Source organism: Segatella paludivivens DSM 17968 = JCM 13650 (genome assembly GCF_000373185.1).
GTDB lineage: Bacteria > Bacteroidota > Bacteroidia > Bacteroidales > Bacteroidaceae > Prevotella > Prevotella paludivivens.
In genome coordinates this window covers 1-25,991 of record NZ_KB890682.1, presented here as the reverse complement: position 1 = coordinate 25,991, position 25,991 = coordinate 1, and the positions used below count along the sequence as shown (strand labels likewise).

Here is a 25,991-nt window from a genome sequence, read left to right as displayed (position 1 = left end):
TTTTTCTATATTATACATTCATTAAGGTAACTTTATGAGTCGAAATAATATCCAAATCCCAATCTTGTTACAATACATTTAGAGAATCTTCCAATCTTCTTTCTCAGTCGTGTTATATTTACGTCAACAGTTCTATCGAGAACTAATACATCTTTTGGCCAAATCCGATCAATAAGTTCCTGGCGAGAAAAAACTCTTCCACGTTCTTCAAGAAGCAATTGTAGAAGTTCAAATTCGGTTTTTGTGAAAGGAATATCTTCTCCATCAATAGCAACCGTCTTTTTACTGAGATTCATTTCTAGTCCTTGGTAACTTATTAGCTGTTGTTCTACAGCAGCTGCGCCATCATCAGAAGTCCGTCGCAAAACAGCACGTACCCTTACCATCACTTCCCTTATTGAAAATGGTTTAGATATATAGTCATCTGCGCCAATATTAAATCCTGTTACAGTGTCGTTTTCTGTATCACGAGCTGTTAAGAAAATTATTGGAATATTAGCAGTTGCAGGTTCTTTCTTTATAGTCTTAGCCATAGAGAAGCCTGAGACCCCCCCCATCATTACATCAAGCAACAACAAGTCGAAGCCGGCTATATCCATAGTCAAAGCCTCTTCGGCAGAGTTAGCAGTCTCCACTTCATATCCTTCAGTTTCTAAATTAAACTTCAGAATTTCACATAAGTCCTGTTCATCATCAACAACAAGAATACGATAATTATTTTCTGTCATGTCTTTATTATTTGTGATGTTGCAAAGATACAGCTTTGTTGATTTATATCTATTTCATTATAGTTACAATAGTGTTACACGCCATACCTGTGTAATTTAATTCAATAGCAAATATACAACATTTTCTAATATGAACTAATAATTTGGTATATTTTTTATCAAAAAAGGAATGCACTTCCACCACTAACATACGATATAAGCAATCTTTCTAGACAATTTAAAGACAGAATACGCGTTTATAAAACTCCTTGCATTTCGCATATTCGTTTATATTATGTGTTCTACATGCTGTTTTCTATGAAAAGATAATAGGCTAAAAATATTTATTTAGCAAATCGACTAAAACTGATAAAAGGTATTTATAAAAAAAATGCAGGAGATAAACTCCTGCATTAATATATTTATTTATAATATTCCACCAAGTGAATTTGACAATATTACAAGAAAGACTATCATCGTTATGGTCACGTATAGCCAATCACGCTGATGCGCAAAATCAAATAATGAAAGTAAAATTCTGGTTATTGGAGTAAGCATAAGAACTAATACTCCTAATTGTATCCAATTTGCAGCCTTTAAATGAAGCAACCCACCGAATATTCCACTTAATGAAGTCAATGATGATGGTTCGCCATGAAATTTATAATAATCAGGCACTGGCTCAGAACCGTGACATATCAAATAGTATGCTCCACCGAGAACAGCAATGCAACACGCCGTCATTACACCGATGCGCAGAGTTGAACCTATCAACTGCTGCATCTTCTTATTTTCATTCATCAATTCCATAGTCCTTAAAATTTACCCATTATACCATTATATATCATATTTATCGCAACCAACAGAATGGCAAAGACAAATATCTTTCTCAACACGGTTACATCGAGTCTTTTCAAGAGTCTGGCACCAAAAAGCGAACCGCCCAAGACTCCTATCATTATTGGGAAAGCTATTCCTGGAGCAATGTATCCTCTCTGAATATAAACAACTGCTGAAGCAACAGCAGTAACACCTATCATAAAGTTACTCGTTGTTGTACTTACTTTAAATGGAACTTTCATTGCAGCATCCATAGCGAGCACCTTTAAGGCACCACTACCAATACCAAGAAGACCTGAAAGGACTCCAGCACCAAGCATAACAGAAAATCCTCCACCAACATTTGTAAGTTCGTATTTTTTCTCACCATCTTTAGTAGGATAAGTACCATATAGCTTTAGTTTGCGTGCTAACTCGCTTCCCACGACATTTGTATGATCAACCTTTCTACGCATTTGCATGGCAGAAGTCAAAATCAATACCAAACCAAAGATAACAGCAATAATGTTAGTTGGCATCCACAAGGCTATAATAGCTCCGCCAACAGCACCAATCGTGGTAGCTATCTCCAAGAACATTCCAAGACGAATATTGGTTATACCCTCTTTTACATAAGCACTGGCCGAACCAGAAGATGTAGCTATTGAAGCAACAAGGGCTGCACCTATGGCATAATGAAAATCAATATTAAAACAAAGCGTCAATACTGGTATCACTACCACTCCACCACCTAAGCCCGTAAGCGAGCCGAGAAGTCCAGCAAGGAAAGCCGAACAGATTAAAATAATTGTAAATGTTAAAACTGTCATCCTTTTTATTTTTCGCACAAAGGTACAATTTTTGTGCTCTCAAAAAGTATTTTCAACACTTCAATAATATATATTTAATTATTTACAAGGCTTTTAACGATAGTTTGCAAATCAGAAAAAATAACTAATTAAAGCATTTACAGAGTATTATGCGATCATATTATCAGATATAAAAAGAAAAACGTTACAAAAGAAAACCAATGCATTCAATTGCACATTCTTTTGTAACGTTTTGATTATTATCTGTATAAAATCACAAGAATAGTGACACTAATAGATAAACTAGTGCTCCAAGAATAGCACTTACAGGAATGGTGAGAAGCCATGCTACCATCAAATCCTTTGTAACGCCCCATCTTACAGCTGATAGTCGCTTTGTAGCTCCTACTCCCATAATAGATCCAGCTATGGTATGAGTTGTACTAACAGGAATCTTTAAATATTCTGTAAGGAATAATGTCAAGGCACCAGATGTCTCTGCGACAACTCCTTCAAACGGAGTTACCTTTGTAATCTTTGTGCCCATCGTCTTAACGATTTTCCAACCTCCTGACATTGTTCCAGCTGAAATAGCAAAGAAACAAGAGAAAGCCACCCAATCAGGCATATCCTCTACAGAATGTATTCCCAGACCAAGATGAAGCGGATGAGCTGCAACAAGGGCAGCAGCGATTATACCCATTACCTTCTGAGAGTCATTCAAACCATGTCCAATACTGAATAGGGCTGAAGATACTAGCTGAAGATGTTTGAACCAAACCTCAGCTTTAGTGTGATTCATCTTTCGGCAGACATACAGCACTAGCATTGATATAAAAAATGCTATTACCATACCAATAAAAGGAGCCAAAAGAATAAATGCTGCAATCTTCATAATCACAGAACTCTGAATAGCCTGAAAGCCGTTTGCCATAATTGCAGCACCGGCAAAGCCACCGATAAGAGTATGTGATGAAGAAGAAGGAATACCCTTCCACCATGTAAGCAAGTTCCATATAACGGCACCAATAACACCTGCAAGAATTATTGGCAACGAAATATATTGCTCATAAACAGTTTTTGAAACAGTGTTGGCAATACCAAACTCACCTATTATATATTTTGAGATGAAAAAAGCTACAAAATTGAAGAATGCTGCCCATATCACCGCTTGAAACGGAGTGAGCACTTTCGTTGTAACTATTGTTGTAATAGAGTTTGCTGCATCATGGAAACCATTGATGAAATCAAACATCAACGCCAAAAGGATAATTGAGATAAGTAATATCATAGATACTTATATATTATTACGTCAATTACGCATATTTTACGATAATCGTTCTTAAGATCTTACCAACGTGTTCTGCAGCATCAGTAGTCTTTTCAAGTTCATTCAGGATTTCCTTCATCTTGATTAGTTCGATTCCGTCTTTCTCCTCCTCGAACAAGTTAATGATAGCAGTTTCGTAAACATCATCAGCCTCATTTTCAAGATCGTGTAAGGTCTTGCAATGCAGTTTCAGTTTTGCTGCGTTCTTACGAATAGAACCAAGTTCTTCCATTGCGTCATCAATACATTCAGCACCTTTCTTTACAATTTCACCCAAAGACTTCTCATAAGGATTATTCTTCTTTGGATTGTATATTGCTATACGCTTTGCACAACTATTGATTCTGTCAATAACATCATCGAGTTTGTCTGCTAGAAGATGGATATCTTCACGATCGAAAGGAGTGATGAAAGAAGAACTTAGTTCTTCGAAAATTTTATGAGACAATTCATCCCCTAAACGTTCCTTTTCTTTTATTTTACGAAAGAATTCTTTGCGTTCTTCGCCTGTTTGGCATTCTAGAGCACCTTGTAACATTTCAGATGCTGCCAAGAGTATCTCAGAAACCTGTTTCAGATAGTCAAAGAACTTTGGTTCTTTAGGACCGAATTTGCTAAAAAAAGAATTGTTCATCATCTTGTTCTTTTTAATCACTTTATAATAATTAATATTTTTACGCTGCAAAAGTATTAAATAGTTGTTACAAAAATGCTACAATAGTTTTATCAACTTGTTACATTCACATTTTTTATTCACAATTCTCCTCTTTCAGTAAATCTTCACCCAAATGAGTAACAGCCTCTCGTGCCTCTCTCTCAATAACTTCCTTAGCTTTCGTTGGATAGAATATCATTCGCAGAGACTGGTTGTAGTTGAAATAGTTCCATATCCAGTTTAGCAAAACGATAACCTTATTGCGAACACCAAGTATAGAGCGAAGGTGAACAACAAGCCACAAAACCCATGCAACAAATCCCTGAAGCTTTATCTTACTGAATTCTGCAACCGCTTTATTTCTTCCTACAGTAGCCATTGAGCCAAGGTTCTTATAAGAGAATGGCGTCATACTCTTGCCTTTAACAAGACGACGAAGATTCTTTGAAAGTAGCTTTCCCTGCTGTATTGATACCTGAGCCAACTGTGGATGTCCATTAGGATATTCCTTATCACCACTCATGATACACTGATCACCAATAGCAAATACGTCTTCCATGCCTGTAACTCTGTTATATTCATCAACCTTAATACGGTTGCCTCTTCCCAAGAAAGCTTTATCCATATTGCCGATTTGAACACCAGCGATACCACTTACCCAGATAAATGTACGAGTAGCTATTTCGCTTCCGTCAGCAAGCACAACCTTGTGGTCACGATAATCAGTAACCTTCTTATTTAGCAATATGTTTACACCCATTTTACGCAGGAACTCCTCTGCTTTAGCTGAAGATTCTGGTGACATAGCAGAAAGAAGGCGATTGCCTGCTTCAATAAGATATATATTCATCAGACTGCTGTCCAAATCTGGATAGTCATGAGGCAAAATCGTATGCTTCATCTCTGAAAGTACACCGGCAACCTCTACACCAGTTGCTCCACCACCAACGATAACAACATTGAGTAATTCCTGACGCTCAACATTATTGGCACAAGTAATCGAACGTTCAAGGTTAGCAAGAATAGCATTCTGCAGTCCCATAGCCTCGGCAACATTCTTCATAGGCATTGCTTCTTCAGCAATATGCTTGTTACCATAAAAATTTGTCGTAGCTCCGGCTGCGAATACTAGGTAATCATAGTCAACCTTTCCTATTGATGTTTGGATAATCTTTTTATCCGTGAACACAGCTCTAACTTCAGCCATGCGGAAATAGAAATCCTTACGATCCTGGAATATCTTTCTGAATGGGAAAGAAATTGAACTAGGCTCCATGCCGGCAGAAGCCACCTGATAGATCAGTGGTGGAAACTGATGATAATTATTCTTGTCTATCAAGATTACCTGCATACCTGAATGGCGCAGACTGGTAGCCAATTTTAAACCACCGAAACCTCCACCTACAATAACGACTCTTTTCTTGTTTCCTTTTTCAACGTTTAAGCTCATACTGAATGATGATAATGAATATACAATTAATAAATAATGTCAGCTAAAATAGTCTTCTGCAAAGGTAGTATCTTTTTGTGAATTTATCAATAAAATCACGCTGAATTTCTTAATATTTATTTATTATATGTTATATATCAATTGTTCTTCCTGTAACTCACCACTGCCCATGTACCCATAACGGCTGAAAAGGACATAAGCGCCATAAATTGAGGCATTATTTCGAAAAGACTTCCACCACGAATAAACACGATACGCATTGCATCTATAAAGTAGTGCATTGGATTTATTTCTGTTAGATATTGAGCCCAATCAGGCATACTACGGACTGGCGTGAACAGTCCGCTTAAAAGAATAAAACATACCATGCAGAACCACATTACTAGCATTGCCTGCTGCATTGTGCTACTATAATTGGATATGATAAGTCCGAGCGAACTCATAATAAGTGCCATGATTATTGCTAGGAGATATATCACCGCCAATGGTCCTGCCGACGTGATACCATAAACAGCCCATGAAAGGATAAAGCATATTGTCATCACGACGAGTCCGATCACCCAATAAGGTATAATCTTTGCCATGATAAACGAGAACTTTCCTACAGGTGTTACATTTATCTGTTCGATAGTTCCTACTTCCTTCTCGCCTACTATATTGAGCGCAGGCATAAAACCGCAAAAGAGAATAAGCAGTATCGCCATTAGCGCCGGAATCATAAACACCTTATAGTCCTGATAAATATTAAATAGATTAAGCACTGATATCGGAAGTTTGCCCGTCGATGGTACAACGATATTCGACAAGTAAGAAGCTCCCATAGCACCTTTTGTTCCGTTTACAGAGTTGGAGGCTATAAGAACATTTGTGGGATTACCATTTACAAGATCGCGTGAATAATACTGTGGTATCACCGCTATGATATCAGCATTCCCCTTTTCCATCTCCTTTACGGCTTCATCGTAAGACGAAGACATCCCTTTAAAGATGAAATAATTAGAAGCCTCCATCTCATGTACCAGCCGTTGCGATGTAGTTGTTCGGTCATTGTCTACTACCAGCAGTGAGATGTTTTTTATTTCCAAGTTGGTAATCCAAGGAATTACAAGCATAATCACAATGGGAAACATTATAATCATCTTTGGCAGAAACGCATTACGACGTATCTGCTTGAACTCTTTTTCTATGAGGTATCTCAGTATCATAATTCTACTCTAATCTTTTCTTGAACTTTTTGAGACTAATGGTAAGAAGCAATATCGCCATAATTGTCATAACGCACACTTCCTTCCAAACCATTGTGATGCTTACGCCCATTATCATTATCTTTCTGCATGCAGAAATAAACCACGAAGCTGGCACAAGATGAGCAATAAACTGCAACACAACTGGCATACTCTCTATTGGGTATATCATTCCTGACATTAATATGCTAGGCATGAGAAGCATCATTCCAGAGGCTAACATTGCTGCCACCTGAGTTTCGGTAAGAACACTTATAAGGAGTCCTAGCGACAACGCTACTATTATAAATAACACAGAAACTGCCGAAAGAGATAACAGACTACCAGCTATAGGCACATGTAATACAAAATATGATATAGTTAGAATGAATATCAGATCTACAATGCCGAGAACAAGATATGGTATCATCTTAGCTACAATAATAAGTATAGGTCGAACGGGCGACACAAGCAGGATCTCCATCGTGCCACGTTCCTTCTCACGAACAATACTTATTGAAGTCATCATCGCACATATTATCATAAGGATCATTCCCATTACTCCTGGTACAAAATTATAAGCACTCTCCATTCGTGGATTATACATCAGCTTTATCAATGCCCCACCATTCGCAACTCCTACCGAAGTCAGTTCTGAAAGTATTATCTGACTGGCATAGCTCGCCTGTTGTATCGCCATGTTTGGATCAGCACAATCAGCAATAATCTGCACTCTCGCCTCACCATCATATATATGATTGGCAAAATTCGGACTGAAAACTATAGCCATATCTGCTTTATTTCCTTTGAGCAAAGTCTTAGCCTCATCTGTATTACTCGTCTTTGCCGTGATATTAAAGTATGTTGATGCATCAAGACGATTGGTAATTTTCTGCGTTCTATTGTCAATTGAAGACGATACAAGCACAATGCGCACATTACGCACCTCGGTGGTAATGGCAAATCCAAACAGGAACATCATCACGATTGGCATACCTATAAGTATAAGTAAGGTGCGACGGTCACGCAGTATATGGCGTGCCTCTTTTATTATAAATGATATGAATGTTGTCATATTATCAGTCTGATTTTCGTTGTGCCTTTCTTGCTAACATCGTGAACACACTGTCCATGTTGTTAACTCCGAACTGGCTTTTGAGTTGTGACGGAGTTCCTAAAGCTTTTATCTGTCCGTCAACCATGATGGATATGCGGTCACAATATTCAGCCTCATCCATATAGTGAGTTGTTACGAAAACTGTTATGCCTTCGGCTGCTGCCTCATATATCAATGTCCAAAATTCCTTGCGTGTTGACGGATCTACACCTCCAGTTGGTTCATCAAGGAATACAACATCGGGTTTATGGAATATAGATACCGAGAAAGCCAACTTCTGTTTCCATCCAAGCGGCAGTTCCTTAACAATGGTATTCTTATGTTCACTCATTCCTAGACGACTTAGCAAAGAATCGGTCTTTGATGCAATCTCTTTATCATCCATGCCATATATACCAGCAAAAAGACGTATATTTTCCCATACCTTTAGGTCTTCATACAAAGAGAACTTCTGACTCATATAACCAATATGCTTCTTTATCTGCTCGTATTGCGTAGATACATCATAACCGCCTACAGTAGCTTTACCGCCAGAAGGCTGACTTAATCCTGTTAACATGCGCATTGCTGTCGTTTTTCCGGCTCCATTGGCTCCAAGAAATCCGAATATTTCACCTCTATGTACCCTAAAGGATATATGGTCTACAGCATGGAATGTACCAAATGTCTTGCACAATCCATCAACAACAATCACATCATTATCTTCAGAAAGCTTTGCTTCATCTGAATGCGATAACGGTTCTGGGCAGAATACATCTTTAAATTCATTCAATATTTCATCAGGAGCACCTACCCCACATATTTTCCCTTTATTTAGAAAGGCTATCCTACCGCATTGGCGCACTTCATCAAGATATGGAGTAGACACAATTATTGTCATTCCAGCATCACGCAATTTTTGCAGTATAAGCCAGAATTCCTTGCGTGAAACTGGGTCTACACCAGTAGTTGGTTCATCAAGAAAAAGCACGCTGGGCTTATGCACTAGGGCACATGAAAGAGCAAGTTTCTGTTTCATTCCTCCAGAAAGAGCACCAGCACGTCTGTTCTTGAATGGTTCAATCTGTGAATAGATATCACGTATTGAATCATAGTTTGCTTCTACCGTAGTATCAAAAAGCGTAGCGAAGAACTTAAGATTTTCCTCTACAGTAAGGTCTTGATACAACGAAAACTTACCAGGCATATACCCCACACGCTTTCTGATGTCACGCATCATTGTCAAGGTGTTAAAGCCATCAACAGATGCTGCGCCTGTTTCTGGAACAAGCAATGTGGCAAGTATGCGGAAAAGAGTAGTCTTACCGGCTCCGTCAGGACCAATTATACCAAAGAGTTCTCCTTGGTCTATACTTAGCGAGACATCGTCTAGCGCACAAACTTTACCGAAGTGTTTGGTGACATTATTTATTTCTATCGCTGTCATGATAAGCTTTGTTTAATTATCTCTAGAAGTTCACTTCACCATACATGCCTAGTTTGATAAATCCATCGTTCCTGACAAGTATTTTAACAGCATAAACAAGATCAGCACGTTCATCATCTGTCTGTATCGTCTTTGGAGTGAACTCTGAATGTTCAGATATCCATGTAACCGTACCACTATATTCCTTGCGTTTATTATCTCCATAGTCACTGAATACCTTTACTTTCTGACCAACTTTCACCTTTTCAAGTTGTCCGGATGTGATGTAAGCACGAAGATAAACATTATTCATGTCTGCTATCTTAAATAACGGTTTGCCGATTGTGGCAAAATCGCCCTTCTCAACATACTTTTCAAGTATGACACCGCTTATTGGAGCAACGATATGGCATTTGCGCAATTGGTCAATTACCTGTGAACGTTCTATTCCTGTAGCACTACTCTGACTAGACAAACTTCTGGTACTGTTGCCCAAACTAGATATCTGTGCTTCCAACTGGCGACGCAAGACGAGCACTGCCGAGTTAGCATCATCCAACTGCTTCTGGTTTGCCGCTCCGTCTCTAACCAGACCAGCAGACCTGCGCTGCTCTCTTTGTGCAGTAGCCAACTGTTGGCGCAATGCCGCAATCTGTTTCTGCACATCAGGTTTCTGATTTTCAAAAGTTTCTCGTGTCACTCCAACCTGCATAGTCTTTAGCTGCAACTGCACGGTATCAATGAGTCCTACCTGCTTACTGCAATCTATATTCTGTCCTTCTGTTATATCAAAAGCCATTATACGTCCTGTCTGTTCGGCAGCTACAGTAACTTCTGTGGTCTCGAAAGTACCAGTGGCATCATAACTCTTCTTATCTGATGAACACGCTGCGAACATCGTCGCCATTGAAACCCATATAATAAATTTTCTTGTTTCCATATCTATTTAAATATTAATAGTTGCCAATATTTTTAAGTTGGTAAATCTCTTTCAGCAGTTGAATCTCGTGCAAAGCCTTAGCCTGCTTTGCCTCGCTCTCGGCATTTATCTGGCGCAGCATCTCATTGATAGTCAACGTGCCGTTTTCCACTTTGCGTTCAGCTTTGCTTCGTATGTTTGTACGAAGTACAACAATATCATCATCTGTCTTTATTTTTTCCTTCAGATCATTGATAACAGAAGTCTCTCCGACTGTCTGCAATCTTGTATTGAAAAGAAATGTCTGACGATTACTTTCGATCTGTTGTCTATTAGCCTCAATCTGTCTTTTGTCATTCTTCCTCGTATAAAGTCCGCCAATATTCCAAGTTAGTTTAGCGCCAGCCATCAACATACTTTTGTTTATCAAATCCAGACCTGTATTCCCCACCAGTCCTGATACAAACAGTCCGAATTTTGGTTTTAAATTCACATCAAGCGCTTTCTCACGCTCATTTAGTAATATTGTCTGTGCGTCAAACAGTTTCATTTCTGGTCGTTTTACTTCCATTGATTCAGGCATATCATCAGACGGACGAGATAATGTAATGTTGTCATCAATCTTTTCACCTATAAAAATAGCCAACATCATAATATATGAGTGTCGTTGTTCTATCAAGCTCTTCATCTGTTGTTCTGCGTTCAATTGTTCAACCTTTATAGCATCAATATCGCTCTGATTGGCTATACCATTCTTCATCATAGCGTCTATGCTTTTCCGACTAAGCGCCAAGTCTTCCTGCAAAAGTTTATTCTGCTTGATTTGCTCGTCAAGGAGCAACGTTCCAAAAAACATCTGATCTACTCTTGAATTGACATCATACATTGAAACATTTAACTGTTCTGTACTCACATTCGCATCGGCTTTGGTTATCTTTTTACGAGAAGACACAGCGCCACCATCATATACATTCTGAGATACTTGCAACATTCCACCATATAGGTGGTTTTTAGTATCAACAGCCGAAGCTATATTTCCCTTTATCATATCTGTATGATATGTTGCCAGACCAGTTACTGAAACTTGTGGCAGATTTGCAGTAGAAGCATTGGCAATATTATAGTCACGCAATCGCTCAACCAAATCATATTGCTTTATAAGCGGATAATTATCATGCGCTTTCTGTCTACATTGAAGTAATGTTAGTTGGGCGTAGCATCCTGTGGTTGCCATAATCAGTCCCAAAAGAATCATTCTTATTCTCATATATTATATTTTTCTGCAAAGATATGCTGTTTCATTAATAAAGTCATTATCTATAAGAATTGAAAAATGTCCTTTTTGTACTATAATTCAAAAAAGATGGTCAACAATAGGGATATTTTATTATCTTTGAGGCATATTAATTGATAAATAGTAGGATATGGAAAGTAACAGACCTATAAAACTAGACTTTGAGCGTATTCGCGATTATATAAAACTAGGTATATTGGATAATGCTAATGCAGCGTATGTTGCAAAGGACTTCGCGGTATTACTGAGTTTCAACAAACTTAGAAAAACATTTATAACATTAAACCAACCATACAGATTTGATGAACTACGTGTATGCTGTGTAAAAAGCGGAACCGGCCATGCTATCATCAACCTTATTGACTACACTATAAATAAAGGTTCGATGTTGTTTATCGGAGCTGGGAGCATTGTACAACCTATAAGTTTTACCCCTGATTTCGATATGGAGGCTATATCTGTAAACGATGAGTTACTGCAAATGTTATTTAATGGGAGAGTCCCGTCATGCTTAATTAGCGGTGAGAGTAAAACGACAATACCGATGAATGAAGAAGAAGAGAACATATTTCACAGACTTATAGAAGATGCATGGCTGATAATACATTCAAACAGTATTGACAAAGATACGTTCTTTTGTGTTACGAAAGCAATACTATGCATGTATAGCAACTTAAACAGCAAAACAGGAGTTAATGGCGAAGTGCATACTCATGAACGTGAGGTATTTCTTAAATTTATAAACCTTGTACATAAATTCAGTAAAAAAGAACGTTCACTTGGTTTTTACGCAAACAAGATGTGCATGTCGCAACGCTATCTTGGAACATTAATAAGTAATGCCAGCGATACTACAGCAAAAGAATGGATAGATAAATCGGTAATCGCTGAAGCTAAGGTTATGCTTAAACATTCAGATATGCAGGTTTCACAAATCAGTGAAGCGCTAAACTTTCCAAATGTAAGTTTTTTCTGTAAATTCTTCAAACGCTTGACTGGTACAACTCCACAAGGATATAAAAACGAATAGTTGAATCTTTATCATACAGCATCTGTTAAACATAATGACTGGTGCTATGAGAGAAATGCAAATTATGACTAATGCTATATATTATATAAATAATGTGCGCGCACATGCGCGCGCACTAAAGGGTTTTCAAAATACTAGCGTCGAACTGACGAAAAACTGACTATCAGCAACTTAGATATGATTTTCTCAAAAATGAAGTGTCGTAATATGCGTTATCAATTTTTAGAAAAACAAAAGCAGCTTTTTTTCATAATCCTCAATTTCTTACCTAAAAATAGATGTTTTTGCACCGTAAAAATCACCTCTTTATCATGCCCTATTTTGTATTTCATCGATATAAAGCATAAAATCACGTCTCTTGCCTGATACTTATCTTCGCTAAAAAAGAATTCTAACTAACTGATACACAGCCAATAGACACTTTGACGCTATTTATTTAAAAAATCTATAGGGGGGAGATTATGCTAATCAGCAATATATGTAAATGGACAAAGCACTATAAATCGCATCTGAATTAAGACAAAACGATGCTTCTTATTACATTGTTACTGTTGCCAAGAAGCATTTAAAGATTCAGAAATCCGTTACTACGATATAAAGTTTGCGTTTCTACGACATAAAGTTTACGTTTCTATGATCAAACGTTTGCGTTACTACGATATAACGTTTGCGTTACTATATGGAAATACTGCAAAATAAACTAGATATCTTATTAAGAAATGATGTAAGATATAAACAATATGCGTAACATCCTAAAGCATAATTTTCAGCTACTCTTATTCCTCTAAAATATTGTTATCGCTTAAACTATTTCTGTTTATCCTCTGCTATGCCTTTACTTTTAAGATAATCTTCAAATATCTGAGCGGCTAACTTTACCTTCAATGCACACGGTCTGCCTTTATATGCTTCTGGTATTTCCTGATGCTGAGCAGGACCTTCAGCTTTAGCATATCCCTTCAAGCCTAATATTTCACCACATGTCACAGATCCATACTGCTCTTTAAACTTTTCAGTCATCATCTGTATAGCATTGAATGTAGTTTTCACCTTATCCTTTTCTCCAGGTACGGAATTACCATCTTCAAGCCCAGCCAAGACCCCCATTCCCATAACAGCACCACAAGTGAGTCTCTGGCGTCCCAATCCACCACCAAAAGCGGCAGTAATCTGTGAAGCCTGCTCCTTTGAAAAGCCATAACGTTCAGCAAAAGCCACAACCAAAGCTTGACCGCAGTTATATCCGTTATTATAATTATCAGCGGCAATATCCGCAAGAGTTCTTTCCTGATTCATATTTATTCTTTGTTTTTTAATTTGCAAATCATTTGTGTCATATTTCCCATTGGACAACACACACCATGTCTGCGGTCTATATATTAATGACTTGATATCCTTTGCTACAAGGACTGTTGCATAAATCATATTGAGAAAGAATGTCATGAAAAACACAAGGAAACCATTTCCGAACCATTTTGAAGACAACCATCTTGGTGCTGCCTTTCCCTTAGACATTCTTAATTTGTTGCCAATAATAAGGAATATCTGTCCACGTCCACATATAATCATACCAATGCGTTATCTTCTTCATGCAACCTTAACATTATACATTACACCAGCTGGACAAGACTTTTCACACAATCCATATACTATACACACCTCGTAATTTACTATAACGTGAGTTCGATGAATTATAAATATGTAAAATTTGATGATTAGTGAAAATTGCTGTAAATTTAATGTGTTAAAAATCAAAACATTACAAACAATAATCACAATGATCACCGAGGACAAAGTTACTGAAATATTTTGTATTGCAGATGATTTCTGCAAGTTTTTTGATGCTATGATAGTAAAATACACATTGAAGAATAACATGAAAGGAGCTATTATGAAAGGCTCAGATAAGTTACTCTTAAGGAAAAGGGCTAACATTGAGACTATGAATGAAGAACTTAAGAACATTGCACAAGTGGAACATTTATGACATCGGTCTTTTGATAATTATATTATCAATACACTTGAAGCATTGGGTGCATACGGCCTTTTCCCTAAGAAGCCTAAATTAATGTTGAAAGAACTGTTGATAGACAATTAACTTTGTTTTAAATTCGTCAAACTCACATTAAATAACAATTTAAACTTATAATCGCCATTTTGCTTACTATTTGCATATAAATAACAAGTAAAAAGTATCAAAAACGAACAATCGAATATTAATTACTTACTTTATGCTACAAATTATTTTGTGATTGTTTCAAAATGCCGTATCTTTGTACTATTAAGATTACAATATGCTTTATATTTGCACCATTAAGATTACAAAATGATATTTGCGGATATCATAAACAACACACACATAATAACACAACACAATTAAAACAAATTAGGTATGGGTAAGCAAAAGTCAACATTAAAGCGTAAGTTGAACGCTTTTCATTTGTGGGGAATAGCTGTAGGATTGGTTATTTCAGGAGATTATTTCGGATGGAGTTACGGTTGGGCATCAGGAGGAACCCTTGGGTTCTTAATAGCAACTTTATTTGTTGCGGTGATGTATGTAACTTTTATATTCAGTTTTACAGAGATGTCATGTGCTATTCCTCAAGCAGGAGGTCCGTTTGCCTATGCTCGCAGAGCGTTTGGACCTATTGGGGGATTCTTTGCGGGTACATTTACACTTATAGAATATGTTTGCGCACCTCCATCCATAGCATTAGCTATCGGAGCATATTTCAGTGATCTAGTACCAGGATTAAGCCCTGTTGCTATCGCAATTGTAGCTTACGGACTTTTTGTTGCCTTAAATCTTTGCGGAGTTTCAGCGGCTGCTACATTTGAACTCGCTGTTACGATAATAGCTATATGCGAGTTGCTCGTCTTTATGGGCGTAGTGGCACCTGGTTTTGAATTAACAAACTTTCTTTCACACGGCTGGGCCGGTTCAGACACATTCTCTATGGGGACGATAGGTGGTATATGCGCTTCAATACCGTTCGCAATATGGTTCTTCCTCGCAATAGAAGGAGCCTCTATGAGTGCAGAAGAAGCAAAAAATCCACAAGTTACAGTTAAGAAAGGATTTATTACGGGTATTATAACTCTAGTAATTCTTGCTGCTGGCGTAATGATGTTTGCTGGTGGATCAGGTGATTGGAAACAATTATCCAACCTAAATGACCCTCTGCCTAAAGCTATGATGATGGTAGTAGGTCAAAAGAGTAGTTGGGTACATATGTTAGTCTTCCTTGGACTCTTTGGACTCTTGGCTTCATTCCATGGAATAATAATGGAGGCTGGTCGTCAGATATTTGCACTGTCACGTGCTGGTTATCTACCAAAGTCATTAAGCTGGGTTAACATACGCGCTGTTCCACATTGGGCAATCATAAGTACAGCCGTTTTCGGTATCATCTGTGTTCTATGCAATGGTTTTGATCCATTCTTTAATGGTCAGTCGCTTACTGCAAATATTATAACACTGGCATGTTTTGGTTCCATCACAATGTATATCATATCAATGATGTCTCTATTCAGACTCCGTAAGACAGAGCCCAATCTGGAACGTCCTTACAAGGCAATCTGTTACCCTGCCTTCCCTATAATAGCATTGATAGGAGCTGTGATATGTTTTGTACTGATGATATACTATAATTTCAATGTATTTGTTGCATTTATAATAATAATGGCATTATGCTATGGTTACTATGTGTACAACCGTAAAGCTATAAAGGAAGACTTTGTTGTAATAGACGATAATGCGCCAGAGGTAGAAGACGAGATTGAGTCAGATGTAGAATCTGAAGGTGAACTAATAGGAGAGACAGTATATGTACAAGATAGCGATAGGAAACATAACATATAGATTTGATAATCTGAAAGATGTCATGGCAAAGGCAACACCAGCTCGTTCTGGTGATGACCTTGCCGGAATATCTGCTTCAAACATGGAGGAGAGGGTGGCTGCAAAAATGGTCCTTGCTGAAATACCACTTCAAAGATTCCTTGAAGAGCCTCTTATTCCTTATGAAGAAGATGAGATTACAAGATTGATTATTGATACTCATGATCAGAAAGCTTTTGCTCCGATAAGCAGTCTCACGGTGGGTGACTTTCGAAATTGGTTGCTAAACGACCATACCACAACCGACGATCTTTCGTATGTAGCTCCAGGGATAACGCCAGAGATTGCAGCAGCAGTTAGTAAAATAATGCGTAATCAGGATTTATTATTAGTGGCACAGAAATGTAGTGTCGTAACTAAGTTCAGAGATACAATCGGTCTGCCAGGCAGATTGAGCGTGAGATTACAGCCTAATCATCCTGTAGATGACCTGAAGGGTATTGCTGCAAGCATAATAGATGGACTTATGTACGGTTGCGGAGATGCTGTTATCGGTATTAATCCTGCCAGCGATAGTATACCGGTGTTGATGAACCTGAACTATATGTTGGATGATATAATACATAATTATGATATACCTACTCAGTCGTGTGTGCTCACACATGTCACAACTTGCACCGAATTGATAAACAGAGGGGCACCGGTAGACTTGTTGTTTCAGAGCATAGCAGGAACAGAGAAAGCCATGGCCGGATTTGGTGTTAATCTTAAGATGCTAGACGAGGGGTACGAAGCCGTAAAGAGTCTTCATCGTGGAACTATCGGAGAAAACTGCATGTATTTCGAAACAGGACAGGGTTCTGCTTTATCATCAGATGCAAATTTCGGAGTAGACGAACAGACGTGCGAAGCTCGCTGTTACGCAGTGGCCCGCAGGTATCATCCTCTTCTTGTAAATACTGTGGTTGGTTTTATAGGTCCCGAATACCTATACGATGGTAAACAGATAACAAGAGCAGGACTTGAAGATCACTTTTGTGGTAAGCTGATGGGAGTGCCTCTAGGCTGTGACATCTGTTATACAAATCATGCAGAGGCTGATCAGGATGATATGGACAATCTACTCACATTACTCGTAGCCGGTGGCGTTAACTATATTATGGGTGTCCCCGGAGCAGACGATATAATGCTTAACTATCAGAGTACATCTTATCATGATGCCCTGTATGTGAGAAAACTCCTGAACAAAAGGCATGCACCTGAGTTTGAAAGTTGGTTGAAAAAAATAAACCTAATAGACGAAAAAGGAGATATTCTACCATTCAAACCAACAAATAAATTATTGCAAATAGAGAAAATGGAGGCTGTAAATGGATGAAAATCATTATTTAACCGTAAAGGCAGAAAATATAAGAGAGAACGACTGTTGGGAAAAACTAAAATCTTATACCGATGCTAGAATTGCCCTAGGTAGGACTGGATGCAGCATACTGACAAACGACTATTTGGCGTTCAGTCTGGCGCATGCCAAGGCACGTGATTCTATAAAGATGCCTTTCGATAGAGATAGAATAGGAAAAGAATTACATGCAATGGGACTTGAAACTATAAATGTGGAAAGTTCCGCTGTCAATAGGGAAATATACTTGTGTCGTCCTGACTTTGGCAGACGACTAAGTGAGAGAAGTAAACTTCTACTAGATGAGCTGAATTATCAGGGAGCTGATGTATTGTTAGTTATAGGTGACGGATTGTCATCAAAAGCTGTTCATAAACAAGCCGTTCCATTCATACGACAATTTTTACCATACATGGATGAACTTGGCATGACGGTTGGACCAGTGGTGCTCGCAAAGCAGAGCAGAGTAGCACTAGGTGATGATATCGCGGAGAGGATGCATTGCGGACTGGTTGCTACACTGATAGGCGAACGCCCTGGCCTCTCATCTCCCGATAGTCTGGGAGTGTATATGACATACAAGCCCTATTGTGGCAGGATGGAAAGCGAACGTAACTGTATATCAAACATACGTCCTGAGGGATTGAGCTATGGTAAGGCAGCATTTAAGTTGGCTTGGCTTATAGAGAATGCATATAATATGAAGAAAAGCGGCACAGCTCTGAAAGACCAGAGTGATGATATACAGCATTATCTTACATTGAAACCTCATATAAAAGATACAGATATACTGAATATTGTTTAAACAGAAAAAAAAATGTTGTTTGACTAGACCATCTCCTAGATTAACGTGAGTTCGACGAATTTAGAACAAGGTTAATTGTCTATCAACAGTTCTTTCAGCATTAATTGTAGGCTTCTTTGGGAAAGGCTATATGCAGCCAATGCTCCAAGTGTACAGACAAGACCGATGTCTTGAATATTCCACTTGTGCAATGTTCTTAAGTTCGTCATTAATAGTCTCAATGATAGCCTTTTCCTTTAAGAGTAACTTGTCTGAGACTTTCATAATAGATCCTTTCATGTTATTCTTCAACTTAAGAATGAGTTGTATGCCGTCAAAGAAAAGCCTTTCAAACAAGTATTTGTACATACACCACAGGCAACGCATCGCCCACGGTCATTTTCGGCTATAAACTTTCTCATTCCGCTTTTATAACTTATTATATTTATCTAGAGACAAATCAATCTACTGATAAATTAGTAAGATTTTCTGGCAACTGGAATCTTTCGCAATTAACTTTGGCCAATAATTCCTCACCTTCTTTTGTAATTGTAAAACGCATGCAGCGCTTGTCTTCCTTACAAAGTTTGCGACGAATATACCCGGACTTTTCCAAAGAAGCAATTACCTTTGAAGCATTTGAATTTGAAAGTTCCATTTCCTCGGCAATCTCTCCTGAAGATATGTTTTCCTTTTCAGATACAATGCAAAGCATCGTTGCCTCATTTATATTAAGACCAAGCTGCTTTTGGAACTCGGTTTCAAAAGCAGCTATGGCACGATATACATTTCTTATTCTGCAAATACAATTTTTATTCATTATATCTTGTCTTATTTCAATAAAGTATTTTTTATTGCTTTTTCAAGATCTATTCTTCCCATTGCGCCAACCTGCATCTTTGGCTCACCTTTCATCGGAATGAACAGCAATGAAGGTATTGAGCGAATACCAAATATTGATGCAAGTTCCTGTTCCTTGTCAACATCTACTTTATAAACATCGATTTTACCCTGATACTCTTCAGCCAAACTGTCAAGGATTGGAGCTGTTGCTTTGCAAGGTCCACACCATGTAGCATAAAAATCTATTATTGCAGGTTTATCACCCTTAAAGTCCCAACTTTGAGGATTCTTCTCATAGTCCATCACTTTGTTTTTGAACTCTGATAGTGTCAATTCTGTTGTATTCATTTTCTTAGCCTCCTGTTTGTTTATTATTTTTTGTTTCTGTTTAGCGCTAGTGCAACTTGATGAAAAAAGTGCAGCTATCATCATAATCATTATAAATAATTTGTTATGCATAATTATTTTCTTTTAATTAATAGTTTCTACTGGAAAACATTTACAAAGGTATAAAATTAATTTGTTCAAACAAATTTCCAAAGGCAAACATTATAAGCTATAACAGACATTAACCAAATATATAACATCGTTAACATTTTCCGACGGAAAACAATATCAAAAGCATTACTTTAAGATCTAAACAGAGAACAATATAAACAAGGCAAATATATCATTTGATATACTTGCCTGTAAATTGCGCAACCTTATTGATATATGCTTTTTGATTTAACTGGAATGACTTTGCATGTGGCGCCCCCTGCACAATCCATATTTCTTTAGGTTGCGGTTTTGCCTTATAAAGTGGATAAACCATTCGTGTAGGTACATAGTCATCTGCCGAACCGTGGATAAAGAGCATTGGAAGTTTGCATTTCGCTACTTGATGCAAAGCCGAAGCCTCACCGAAACTCCAACCATACAATAGTTTACATAATGCACTTGACGAATACATTAATGGAAATGTAGGAAGTCCGAACATCTCTTTTATCTCATAATTGAATTCATCCCAGACACTTGTATATCCGCAGTCGTCAACAAAGCATTTAATATAAGGTGGAAGTTTTTCACCAGACACCATCATTGTTGTAGCACCTCCCATTGAAATGCCATGCACAACAATTTCGGTATTGTTACCAAAAAGAGTATTTGCAAGCTTTGCCCATAGCAATATATCCTTGCGGTCTTTCCATCCCATGGTAACAGCCTTACCATCACTCTTACCATGGTATTGCAGATCTGGCAACAACACATTATATCCCAATTCATGACTGTATATATACGCAATAGGCATCATGGTATAAGCACAGTCTTTATATCCATGAATAAGAATGGCTGTCTTACGCGTCGGTTTTGTCGACTTAATATAATAACCATTCAGTTTCAGACCTTCACTGTTGATAATCGTTGTATCATGAATAGCTTTAACATTGTTCAAGCTATCAGTCCAAGGTTTCATAAACGAATATATTGAATCGTTTTTATGAGTAACCTTTTCTACATTATCTTTTTCTGACGGTAGCAACGCAAAGTTTATCAGATAAAACGAACCACCAATTGTATATATGCAGAACAATACGACAACAGACAGCACTGTCCAAAGTATTATTTTTTTCTTTTTCATCATGTTTATCCTCTTACAGATACTCACTGAAATCAGTCAGTCGCATATCCCCCTTCTTCAGGAATGTATCGTGAAACGCAAGAGCGGCACGCATACTCTGAGGTTCGTGTCCGTGTTCAGCTATTTTAAGATAATCTCTCAGCAACGGGCGATAACTAGGGTGAGCACAGTTTTCTATTATTTCTTTTGCACGACGCAGAGGTCCCTTTCCTCTAAGGTCAGCGATTCCCTGTTCAGTCACAATCACGTCAACATCATGCTCTGTTGAATCTACATGACTACACATTGGAACAATAGCACTGATGCAACCATTTTTAGTTGTACTCTGTGTGGTGAATATACTGATATATCCGTTACGTTCGTAATCACATGAACCACCGATACCGTTCATTAGTCTGCTACCACATATATGACTTGAATTCTCATTGCCATATATATCGCATTCTATTGCCGTATTCATTGCGATAACTCCAAGACGACGTATCACTTCTGGAGAGTTACTTATCTCACTTGGGCGAATTGTTATATGCTTTTTAAAATAGTCAATTTCACTATATATCTCTTGAAGAGTATCATTAGTCACTGTTAGCGACGAACAACTTGCATCCTTTATTCGTCCTTCCTTCATATACTTCACAACTGAATCCTGAACAACCTCCGTGTAAACTGAAAATACAGGCACCAAAGGGTTTTGACCTAATGCCTCAAGAACAGCATTACTTGTTGTGCCCACTCCACTTTGCAACGGAAGGAACTGTGAAGGAATAAGTCCACGTTTAAGGTCAGCTACAAGAAAATCAGCAACATTGTGTCCCATCTGCTGTGTAATTTGGTCAAGTGGTTTAAATGCTCTTGCCTCTTCAGGAATATTGCATTCAATAACACCAACAATTTTCTTGGCATCTATCTCAACATACTCTTTTCCTATACGATCACTTACTCCAAGAATTGGAATAGGTTGACGAAAAGGGCACTCACCTATTTCATATACATCATGAAGATAGCGTGAAGCCTTACTATGAAAGGCGTTCTTCTCAATTATAATTTTTTTTGCCAGACGCGCAATAGTCGGAACTATTCCTCCAGCACTGGTTAGGAAAGCCTTACACATGCTTTCACCCTCGTCAATATCACTGACTTCAATTATTGCCCAGTCTATTTCTCCGTAAAAGCCACGACGCAGACGTTCTGCCATGTGTCCCAGGTGCATATCTTCATAATCTATCTCACCTGCATTGGTATGGTTTCTAAAATCTTTATTAGTGGAAAACGGTGCCCTGAACTTTATAGCATTGACACTTGCCATATCGCCCTCAATACTCTGACTGGTTGATGCACCAGTAAGAATACCAACTTTAAAAGGTCTGCCAGCTTCATGTTCCGAAACGGCACGCTTTGAAAGTTCACGAAATACAGCTTTTGCTACGCCGTTTGGTGTGAACCCAGATAATCCTATATTATCATTATTATTTATCATTGCCGCACCTTCTGCAGCAGTAATTCTACTATATGCCATTTATCTTTTGTTTTTTCTTGGTGCAAAGATACAATATTTTTAATAAATATACTATATTAGGAAGAAAATTTGCATAATTCTTAGCATTACTTGTATATATATACTATTTATATATTAAAACAGTAACATTTGTGCATAAATCATCTGCTTTTAAATCATGATATTATCGTATTTGCTTTCAAAGCAGTAAATTTATCTAATCTTTTTCTAAAAAGCAAGTGTTTAAAGAGATTTTTATCACGACACGGTATATTTAGAATATATAAGTAACAATACTTTTTATTTAAAAATCGTTTTCTTTTTTCATCTATTTTATATATATTTGCACAAACAACGATTTAGCTCATTATGAAATTAAGGCATCTGATATTAGGTTTTCTCTTGCTACTTGGCATTGTGAACTCAATGGCACAGTTGCACCATGGGAAGCACAACACAAACATAGCATTAGGAATAAATAGAAAAGGAAGCGATTCTACACTTGTAAGTAAAGCTAACATCGGACTTATTGCCAATACAGACTCTCTTCAAGGAGTGCAGATAGGCGGATTGTCAAGCATAGTTAGGCGTGAAAGCAACGGACTAAACATAGGAGGTTTGTTCTCGTTTACAGATGGTGATGTTCATGGCGCACAATTATGTGGTGCTATAAATTCAGTAAGCGGCAACTTATCAGGTTTTCAGTTTGCCTTTATAAATAATACGACTCATTCATTGAATGGATTTCAACTTGCTGGTTTCTCTAATATATCTACGGCTCCATTTCGTGGCATCCAACTGAGTGGCATTACCAATACAGCAATGGGCGTGAAAGAGGGAATGCAAATAAGTTTCATTGCGAATATCTGTTCGTCTTATATGCGCGGACTACAGATTGGAGCTTACAATTATGTAGATACACTTAACGGTTCGCAGATTGGATTGATAAATGTATGTAACTCGCATCCTAGAGGTGTACAGATTGGAATAATAAACTATAGCCGTGACACTATTGCACATAAAATAGGACTAGTGAATGTCAATCCAAAAACGAAGATTGACGTGATGTACTATGCCGGAACTTCATCAAAACTGAACTTCGCTATGCGTTTCCGCAACCGCAGCACTTATAGCATTGTCGGTGTAGGAACACATTATATGGGACTAGACAAACGCTTTTCGGGAGCCTTATTCTATCGTATCGGACAATATTTTGATATAGCCCCCCGCTGGAGTGTAAGTTCCGACATTGGATTCTTCCACATAGAAACGTTTCAAAATAAAGAGGATAAACCTAAACGACTAGGTTCGTTGCAATTGCGTGTGAACACAGACTATCAGATAAACAATTATCTAAGTGCTTTTGCTTCTATTGGATATGGTGATACTCGCTATTACCATCATCTAAACGAATATCGTAACGGAGCTATCGTGGAAGCAGGTATCGCAGTGAGATACAACAAGAAAAAATATCCACTGATGGCAGGCTATGAAGACAAGAAAATAAAGACATCTACTACTGAAAACACTGATACAGATAGCATATACGCATATAATGCTCCTTACAGACAAAAGAAACATTTATGGAAAGGCATAGCCGAGACAACAGGAATTAATGTGGCGGTGCATTGCTTCGACAGGTTTGTGATGAACGAGGATTTTGCGCAAGTAAACCTTCACACGATTCATCATAATATCACTCATGGTTTTGTATGGGACAATGATCAGTTTTCAACAAATCTTTTTGCTCACCCATATCATGGTAACCTATACTATAATTCTGCAAGATCAAACGGAATGTCATTCTGGGAATCAGCACCGTTTGCTCTAGGCGGAAGTCTTATGTGGGAAACTTGTGGAGAAATTGAACCTCCTGCTATCAACGACCTTATGGCGACAACATTTGGTGGTATATGTATTGGAGAAGTGACACATCGTATCAGCGACATCATTCTAAATGATAGTCAGCGTGGATTCCGTCGCTTTCTGCGTGAGTTTGCAGCAACAGTAGTCTGTCCAATGAAAGGTTTCAATCGCATTATCAGTGGTGACGCATGGACTATAAGAAATAGATATTATAAGTATCACGATTACGACCGTTTCCCTGTAGACTTGTCTATATCTGTCGGTGACCGTTACCTTGCCGACAACGGAGCTTTATTTAGAGGCGAGCACAATCCTTACGTAAATCTATTCATGGAATACGGCAATCCTTTCAATGATTCAGAAAACAAACCTTATGATTTTTTCTATGCCGAGGCTACATTTGGATTCAGTGCAAACCAACCGCTAATCAACGGACTTCACATATTGGGACGTATATGGGGTGCTCCTGTTTATGAGAATAATAACATTCAGGCTGAGTTTGGTATATTTCAGCATTTCAACTATTATGATTCCAAACCAGTAAAAGATGGCACATCACTTACCCCTTATCGTATATCAGAGGCAGCATCGTTTGGTCCTGGTATGATTTTTTCATTTCCACAGGTTGGTGCATTAACTCGTCTGGAGCAACGTGTATTTTTATCAGCAATATTGCTTGGAGGAACGAAGAGCGATTATTACAATGTTATAGACAGAGACTATAACATGGGAAGTGGATTTTCAATAAAGACAAAGACTCACATGGAATTTCGTGACTTCGGGCGTTTTATACTTCACACAGAATATTATCGCATATTTACCTGGAAAGGTTATGAAGAAAAGGACTTGACGAAAGTTGATCCGTTATACCTTAATGCACAGGGCGACAAAGGTAATGCGTCCCTACTGGTCATCAACCCTATATGGGAACTGGATTTAAGGGGATCGTTAAGCGCAGTACTTTCAGGCACATACTATGTACGTGACACTTATTACAAATATCACGACAACGTATATGCGAAGACTTTTGAAATAAGATTTGGACTTACATACCATTTCTAAGACAGACAACTATATTGGAATAAATGACAACCAATCAGGTAAGGTGAGACAACTTATTTGGTTCTTCTCTAATTTAGTTGAAGAATATATGCTCCAGAACCATCTTTCTTCTTAGTAATTTAATGCCTGCTCTACCATACATAGTTCTCTTTACAGCTTTTAGCTTATTTACAAATCCCTCTGTGATTCCATTTGTGACATTTTCCCTAATGGTATTTAATATAGCTCTATAATCGAGTTTTACGCCTGTTAAAAATGTCTTGAGCGTCCTTATCTTTGTTTTCCAGTATTTCTTCATCCATCTAATAAGTCTGCAACT

At 37.9% G+C, this 25,991-nt stretch carries 22 protein-coding genes and 2 pseudogenes; 6 read left to right on the top strand and 18 right to left on the bottom strand.

Features of this window, described 5'->3' with window-relative positions:
* Positions 1–32 precede the first annotated feature (32 nt).
* The 11 genes from B045_RS0111790 to B045_RS0111740 all read right to left on the bottom strand — a co-directional run bounded on the left by B045_RS0111790 (position 33) and on the right by B045_RS0111740 (position 11,701).
* Positions 33–728, bottom strand: coding sequence for a response regulator (locus B045_RS0111790; protein ID WP_018464460.1), 696 nt, complete (start codon positions 726–728; stop codon positions 33–35).
* A 405-nt stretch (positions 729–1,133) separates the two neighbouring features.
* Positions 1,134–1,517: a DUF1634 domain-containing protein gene (locus B045_RS0111785; protein ID WP_018464459.1), complete on the bottom strand. Its 384-nt coding sequence runs from the start codon at positions 1,515–1,517 to the stop codon at positions 1,134–1,136.
* A gap of 5 nt (positions 1,518–1,522) precedes the next feature.
* A complete protein-coding gene (locus B045_RS0111780) occupies positions 1,523–2,356 on the bottom strand; it encodes a sulfite exporter TauE/SafE family protein (protein ID WP_018464458.1) in 834 nt (277 codons plus the stop codon).
* Between the two features lie 253 nt (positions 2,357–2,609).
* Positions 2,610–3,626, bottom strand: coding sequence for an inorganic phosphate transporter (locus B045_RS0111775; RefSeq protein ID WP_025883607.1), 1,017 nt, complete (start codon positions 3,624–3,626; stop codon positions 2,610–2,612).
* Positions 3,627–3,651: 25 nt separating this feature from the next.
* Positions 3,652–4,299, bottom strand: a complete 648-nt coding sequence (locus B045_RS0111770; RefSeq protein ID WP_025883606.1) for a DUF47 domain-containing protein — start codon at positions 4,297–4,299, stop codon at positions 3,652–3,654.
* A gap of 115 nt (positions 4,300–4,414) precedes the next feature.
* Positions 4,415–5,770, bottom strand: coding sequence for an NAD(P)/FAD-dependent oxidoreductase (locus B045_RS0111765; RefSeq protein WP_018464455.1), 1,356 nt, complete (start codon positions 5,768–5,770; stop codon positions 4,415–4,417).
* Positions 5,771–5,907: 137 nt separating this feature from the next.
* Positions 5,908–6,975: an ABC transporter permease gene (locus B045_RS0111760; protein ID WP_018464454.1), complete on the bottom strand. Its 1,068-nt coding sequence runs from the start codon at positions 6,973–6,975 to the stop codon at positions 5,908–5,910.
* Positions 6,976–6,979: 4 nt separating this feature from the next.
* Positions 6,980–8,068 (bottom strand): ABC transporter permease, encoded by a 1,089-nt coding sequence (locus tag B045_RS0111755; protein WP_018464453.1) that lies wholly within the window; start codon positions 8,066–8,068, stop codon positions 6,980–6,982.
* 4 nt (positions 8,069–8,072) lie between these two features.
* Positions 8,073–9,536, bottom strand: coding sequence for an ATP-binding cassette domain-containing protein (locus B045_RS0111750; protein WP_018464452.1), 1,464 nt, complete (start codon positions 9,534–9,536; stop codon positions 8,073–8,075).
* Positions 9,537–9,558: 22 nt separating this feature from the next.
* Positions 9,559–10,455, bottom strand: a complete 897-nt coding sequence (locus B045_RS0111745; protein ID WP_018464451.1) for an HlyD family secretion protein — start codon at positions 10,453–10,455, stop codon at positions 9,559–9,561.
* Between the two features lie 13 nt (positions 10,456–10,468).
* A complete protein-coding gene (locus tag B045_RS0111740; protein WP_025883600.1) occupies positions 10,469–11,701 on the bottom strand; it encodes a TolC family protein in 1,233 nt (410 codons plus the stop codon).
* 157 nt (positions 11,702–11,858) lie between these two features.
* Here B045_RS0111740 and B045_RS0111735 point away from each other — a divergent pair, with 157 nt between their 5' ends.
* Positions 11,859–12,758, top strand: coding sequence for a helix-turn-helix domain-containing protein (locus B045_RS0111735; RefSeq protein ID WP_018464449.1), 900 nt, complete (start codon positions 11,859–11,861; stop codon positions 12,756–12,758).
* A gap of 807 nt (positions 12,759–13,565) precedes the next feature.
* Here B045_RS0111735 and B045_RS14960 read toward each other — a convergent pair.
* The gene (locus tag B045_RS14960; protein ID WP_018464447.1) at positions 13,566–14,327 is read right to left on the bottom strand and encodes a C-GCAxxG-C-C family protein; all 762 of its coding nucleotides are present in this window, start codon (positions 14,325–14,327) and stop codon (positions 13,566–13,568) included.
* 295 nt (positions 14,328–14,622) lie between these two features.
* Between B045_RS14960 and B045_RS15700 the strand changes: the two are divergent.
* The 4 genes and pseudogenes from B045_RS15700 to eutC all read left to right on the top strand — a co-directional run.
* Positions 14,623–14,867, top strand: a pseudogene (locus B045_RS15700) (transposase); the annotation flags it as partial.
* Positions 14,868–15,150: 283 nt separating this feature from the next.
* A complete protein-coding gene (eat, locus tag B045_RS0111715; RefSeq protein WP_018464445.1) occupies positions 15,151–16,623 on the top strand; it encodes an ethanolamine permease in 1,473 nt (490 codons plus the stop codon).
* Complete coding sequence (locus tag B045_RS0111710; RefSeq protein ID WP_018464444.1) at positions 16,589–17,980, top strand: ethanolamine ammonia-lyase subunit EutB; 1,392 nt, start codon at positions 16,589–16,591, stop codon at positions 17,978–17,980. The genes eat and B045_RS0111710 overlap by 35 nt, the downstream gene beginning before the upstream one ends.
* On the top strand, positions 17,973–18,806 hold the full coding sequence (gene eutC / locus B045_RS0111705) for an ethanolamine ammonia-lyase subunit EutC (RefSeq protein ID WP_018464443.1): 834 nt from the start codon (positions 17,973–17,975) through the stop codon (positions 18,804–18,806). Before B045_RS0111710 ends, eutC begins: the two co-directional genes overlap by 8 nt.
* Positions 18,807–18,866: 60 nt before the next feature.
* Here the strand turns inward: eutC and B045_RS14670 are convergent.
* From B045_RS14670 to B045_RS0111680, 5 genes and pseudogenes are all read right to left on the bottom strand, one after another.
* Positions 18,867–19,148, bottom strand: a pseudogene (locus B045_RS14670) (transposase); the annotation flags it as partial.
* 97 nt (positions 19,149–19,245) lie between these two features.
* Positions 19,246–19,605 carry a MarR family winged helix-turn-helix transcriptional regulator gene (locus B045_RS0111695; RefSeq protein WP_018464442.1) on the bottom strand — a complete coding sequence of 120 codons (360 nt, stop codon included), beginning with the start codon at positions 19,603–19,605 and terminating at the stop codon, positions 19,246–19,248.
* A gap of 11 nt (positions 19,606–19,616) precedes the next feature.
* On the bottom strand, positions 19,617–20,060 hold the full coding sequence (trxA, locus tag B045_RS0111690) for a thioredoxin (protein WP_018464441.1): 444 nt from the start codon (positions 20,058–20,060) through the stop codon (positions 19,617–19,619).
* 238 nt (positions 20,061–20,298) lie between these two features.
* Positions 20,299–21,249 (bottom strand): alpha/beta hydrolase, encoded by a 951-nt coding sequence (locus B045_RS0111685; protein WP_025883593.1) that lies wholly within the window; start codon positions 21,247–21,249, stop codon positions 20,299–20,301.
* Positions 21,250–21,262: 13 nt separating this feature from the next.
* Positions 21,263–22,765: an acetyl-CoA hydrolase/transferase C-terminal domain-containing protein gene (locus B045_RS0111680; RefSeq protein WP_018464439.1), complete on the bottom strand. Its 1,503-nt coding sequence runs from the start codon at positions 22,763–22,765 to the stop codon at positions 21,263–21,265.
* 348 nt (positions 22,766–23,113) lie between these two features.
* Between B045_RS0111680 and B045_RS0111675 the strand changes: the two genes are divergently transcribed.
* Positions 23,114–25,672 carry a DUF3943 domain-containing protein gene (locus tag B045_RS0111675; RefSeq protein WP_018464438.1) on the top strand — a complete coding sequence of 853 codons (2,559 nt, stop codon included), beginning with the start codon at positions 23,114–23,116 and terminating at the stop codon, positions 25,670–25,672.
* Between the two features lie 73 nt (positions 25,673–25,745).
* Here B045_RS0111675 and B045_RS0111670 read toward each other — a convergent pair.
* A partial coding sequence (locus B045_RS0111670) for a transposase (RefSeq protein ID WP_018464437.1) occupies positions 25,746–25,991 on the bottom strand: 246 nt, incomplete at its 5' end.

Excerpts from the sequence above, each read along its gene's own strand:
- B045_RS0111790 (WP_018464460.1), bottom strand. The coding sequence starts at position 728 with ATGACAGAAAATAATTATCGTATTCTTGTTGTTGATGATGAACAGGAC.
- B045_RS0111785 (WP_018464459.1), bottom strand. The coding sequence starts at position 1,517 with ATGGAATTGATGAATGAAAATAAGAAGATGCAGCAGTTGATAGGTTCA.
- B045_RS0111780 (WP_018464458.1), bottom strand. The coding sequence starts at position 2,356 with ATGACAGTTTTAACATTTACAATTATTTTAATCTGTTCGGCTTTCCTT.
- B045_RS0111775 (WP_025883607.1), bottom strand. The coding sequence starts at position 3,626 with ATGATATTACTTATCTCAATTATCCTTTTGGCGTTGATGTTTGATTTC.
- B045_RS0111770 (WP_025883606.1), bottom strand. The coding sequence starts at position 4,299 with ATGAACAATTCTTTTTTTAGCAAATTCGGTCCTAAAGAACCAAAGTTC.
- B045_RS0111765 (WP_018464455.1), bottom strand. The coding sequence starts at position 5,770 with ATGAGCTTAAACGTTGAAAAAGGAAACAAGAAAAGAGTCGTTATTGTA.
- B045_RS0111760 (WP_018464454.1), bottom strand. The coding sequence starts at position 6,975 with ATGATACTGAGATACCTCATAGAAAAAGAGTTCAAGCAGATACGTCGT.
- B045_RS0111755 (WP_018464453.1), bottom strand. The coding sequence starts at position 8,068 with ATGACAACATTCATATCATTTATAATAAAAGAGGCACGCCATATACTG.
- B045_RS0111750 (WP_018464452.1), bottom strand. The coding sequence starts at position 9,536 with ATGACAGCGATAGAAATAAATAATGTCACCAAACACTTCGGTAAAGTT.
- B045_RS0111745 (WP_018464451.1), bottom strand. The coding sequence starts at position 10,455 with ATGGAAACAAGAAAATTTATTATATGGGTTTCAATGGCGACGATGTTC.
- B045_RS0111740 (WP_025883600.1), bottom strand. The coding sequence starts at position 11,701 with ATGAGAATAAGAATGATTCTTTTGGGACTGATTATGGCAACCACAGGA.
- B045_RS0111735 (WP_018464449.1), top strand. The coding sequence starts at position 11,859 with ATGGAAAGTAACAGACCTATAAAACTAGACTTTGAGCGTATTCGCGAT.
- B045_RS14960 (WP_018464447.1), bottom strand. The coding sequence starts at position 14,327 with ATGATTATATGTGGACGTGGACAGATATTCCTTATTATTGGCAACAAA.
- eat (WP_018464445.1), top strand. The coding sequence starts at position 15,151 with ATGGGTAAGCAAAAGTCAACATTAAAGCGTAAGTTGAACGCTTTTCAT.
- B045_RS0111710 (WP_018464444.1), top strand. The coding sequence starts at position 16,589 with ATGTACAAGATAGCGATAGGAAACATAACATATAGATTTGATAATCTG.
- eutC (WP_018464443.1), top strand. The coding sequence starts at position 17,973 with ATGGATGAAAATCATTATTTAACCGTAAAGGCAGAAAATATAAGAGAG.
- B045_RS0111695 (WP_018464442.1), bottom strand. The coding sequence starts at position 19,605 with ATGAATAAAAATTGTATTTGCAGAATAAGAAATGTATATCGTGCCATA.
- trxA (WP_018464441.1), bottom strand. The coding sequence starts at position 20,060 with ATGATGATAGCTGCACTTTTTTCATCAAGTTGCACTAGCGCTAAACAG.
- B045_RS0111685 (WP_025883593.1), bottom strand. The coding sequence starts at position 21,249 with ATGAAAAAGAAAAAAATAATACTTTGGACAGTGCTGTCTGTTGTCGTA.
- B045_RS0111680 (WP_018464439.1), bottom strand. The coding sequence starts at position 22,765 with ATGGCATATAGTAGAATTACTGCTGCAGAAGGTGCGGCAATGATAAAT.
- B045_RS0111675 (WP_018464438.1), top strand. The coding sequence starts at position 23,114 with ATGAAATTAAGGCATCTGATATTAGGTTTTCTCTTGCTACTTGGCATT.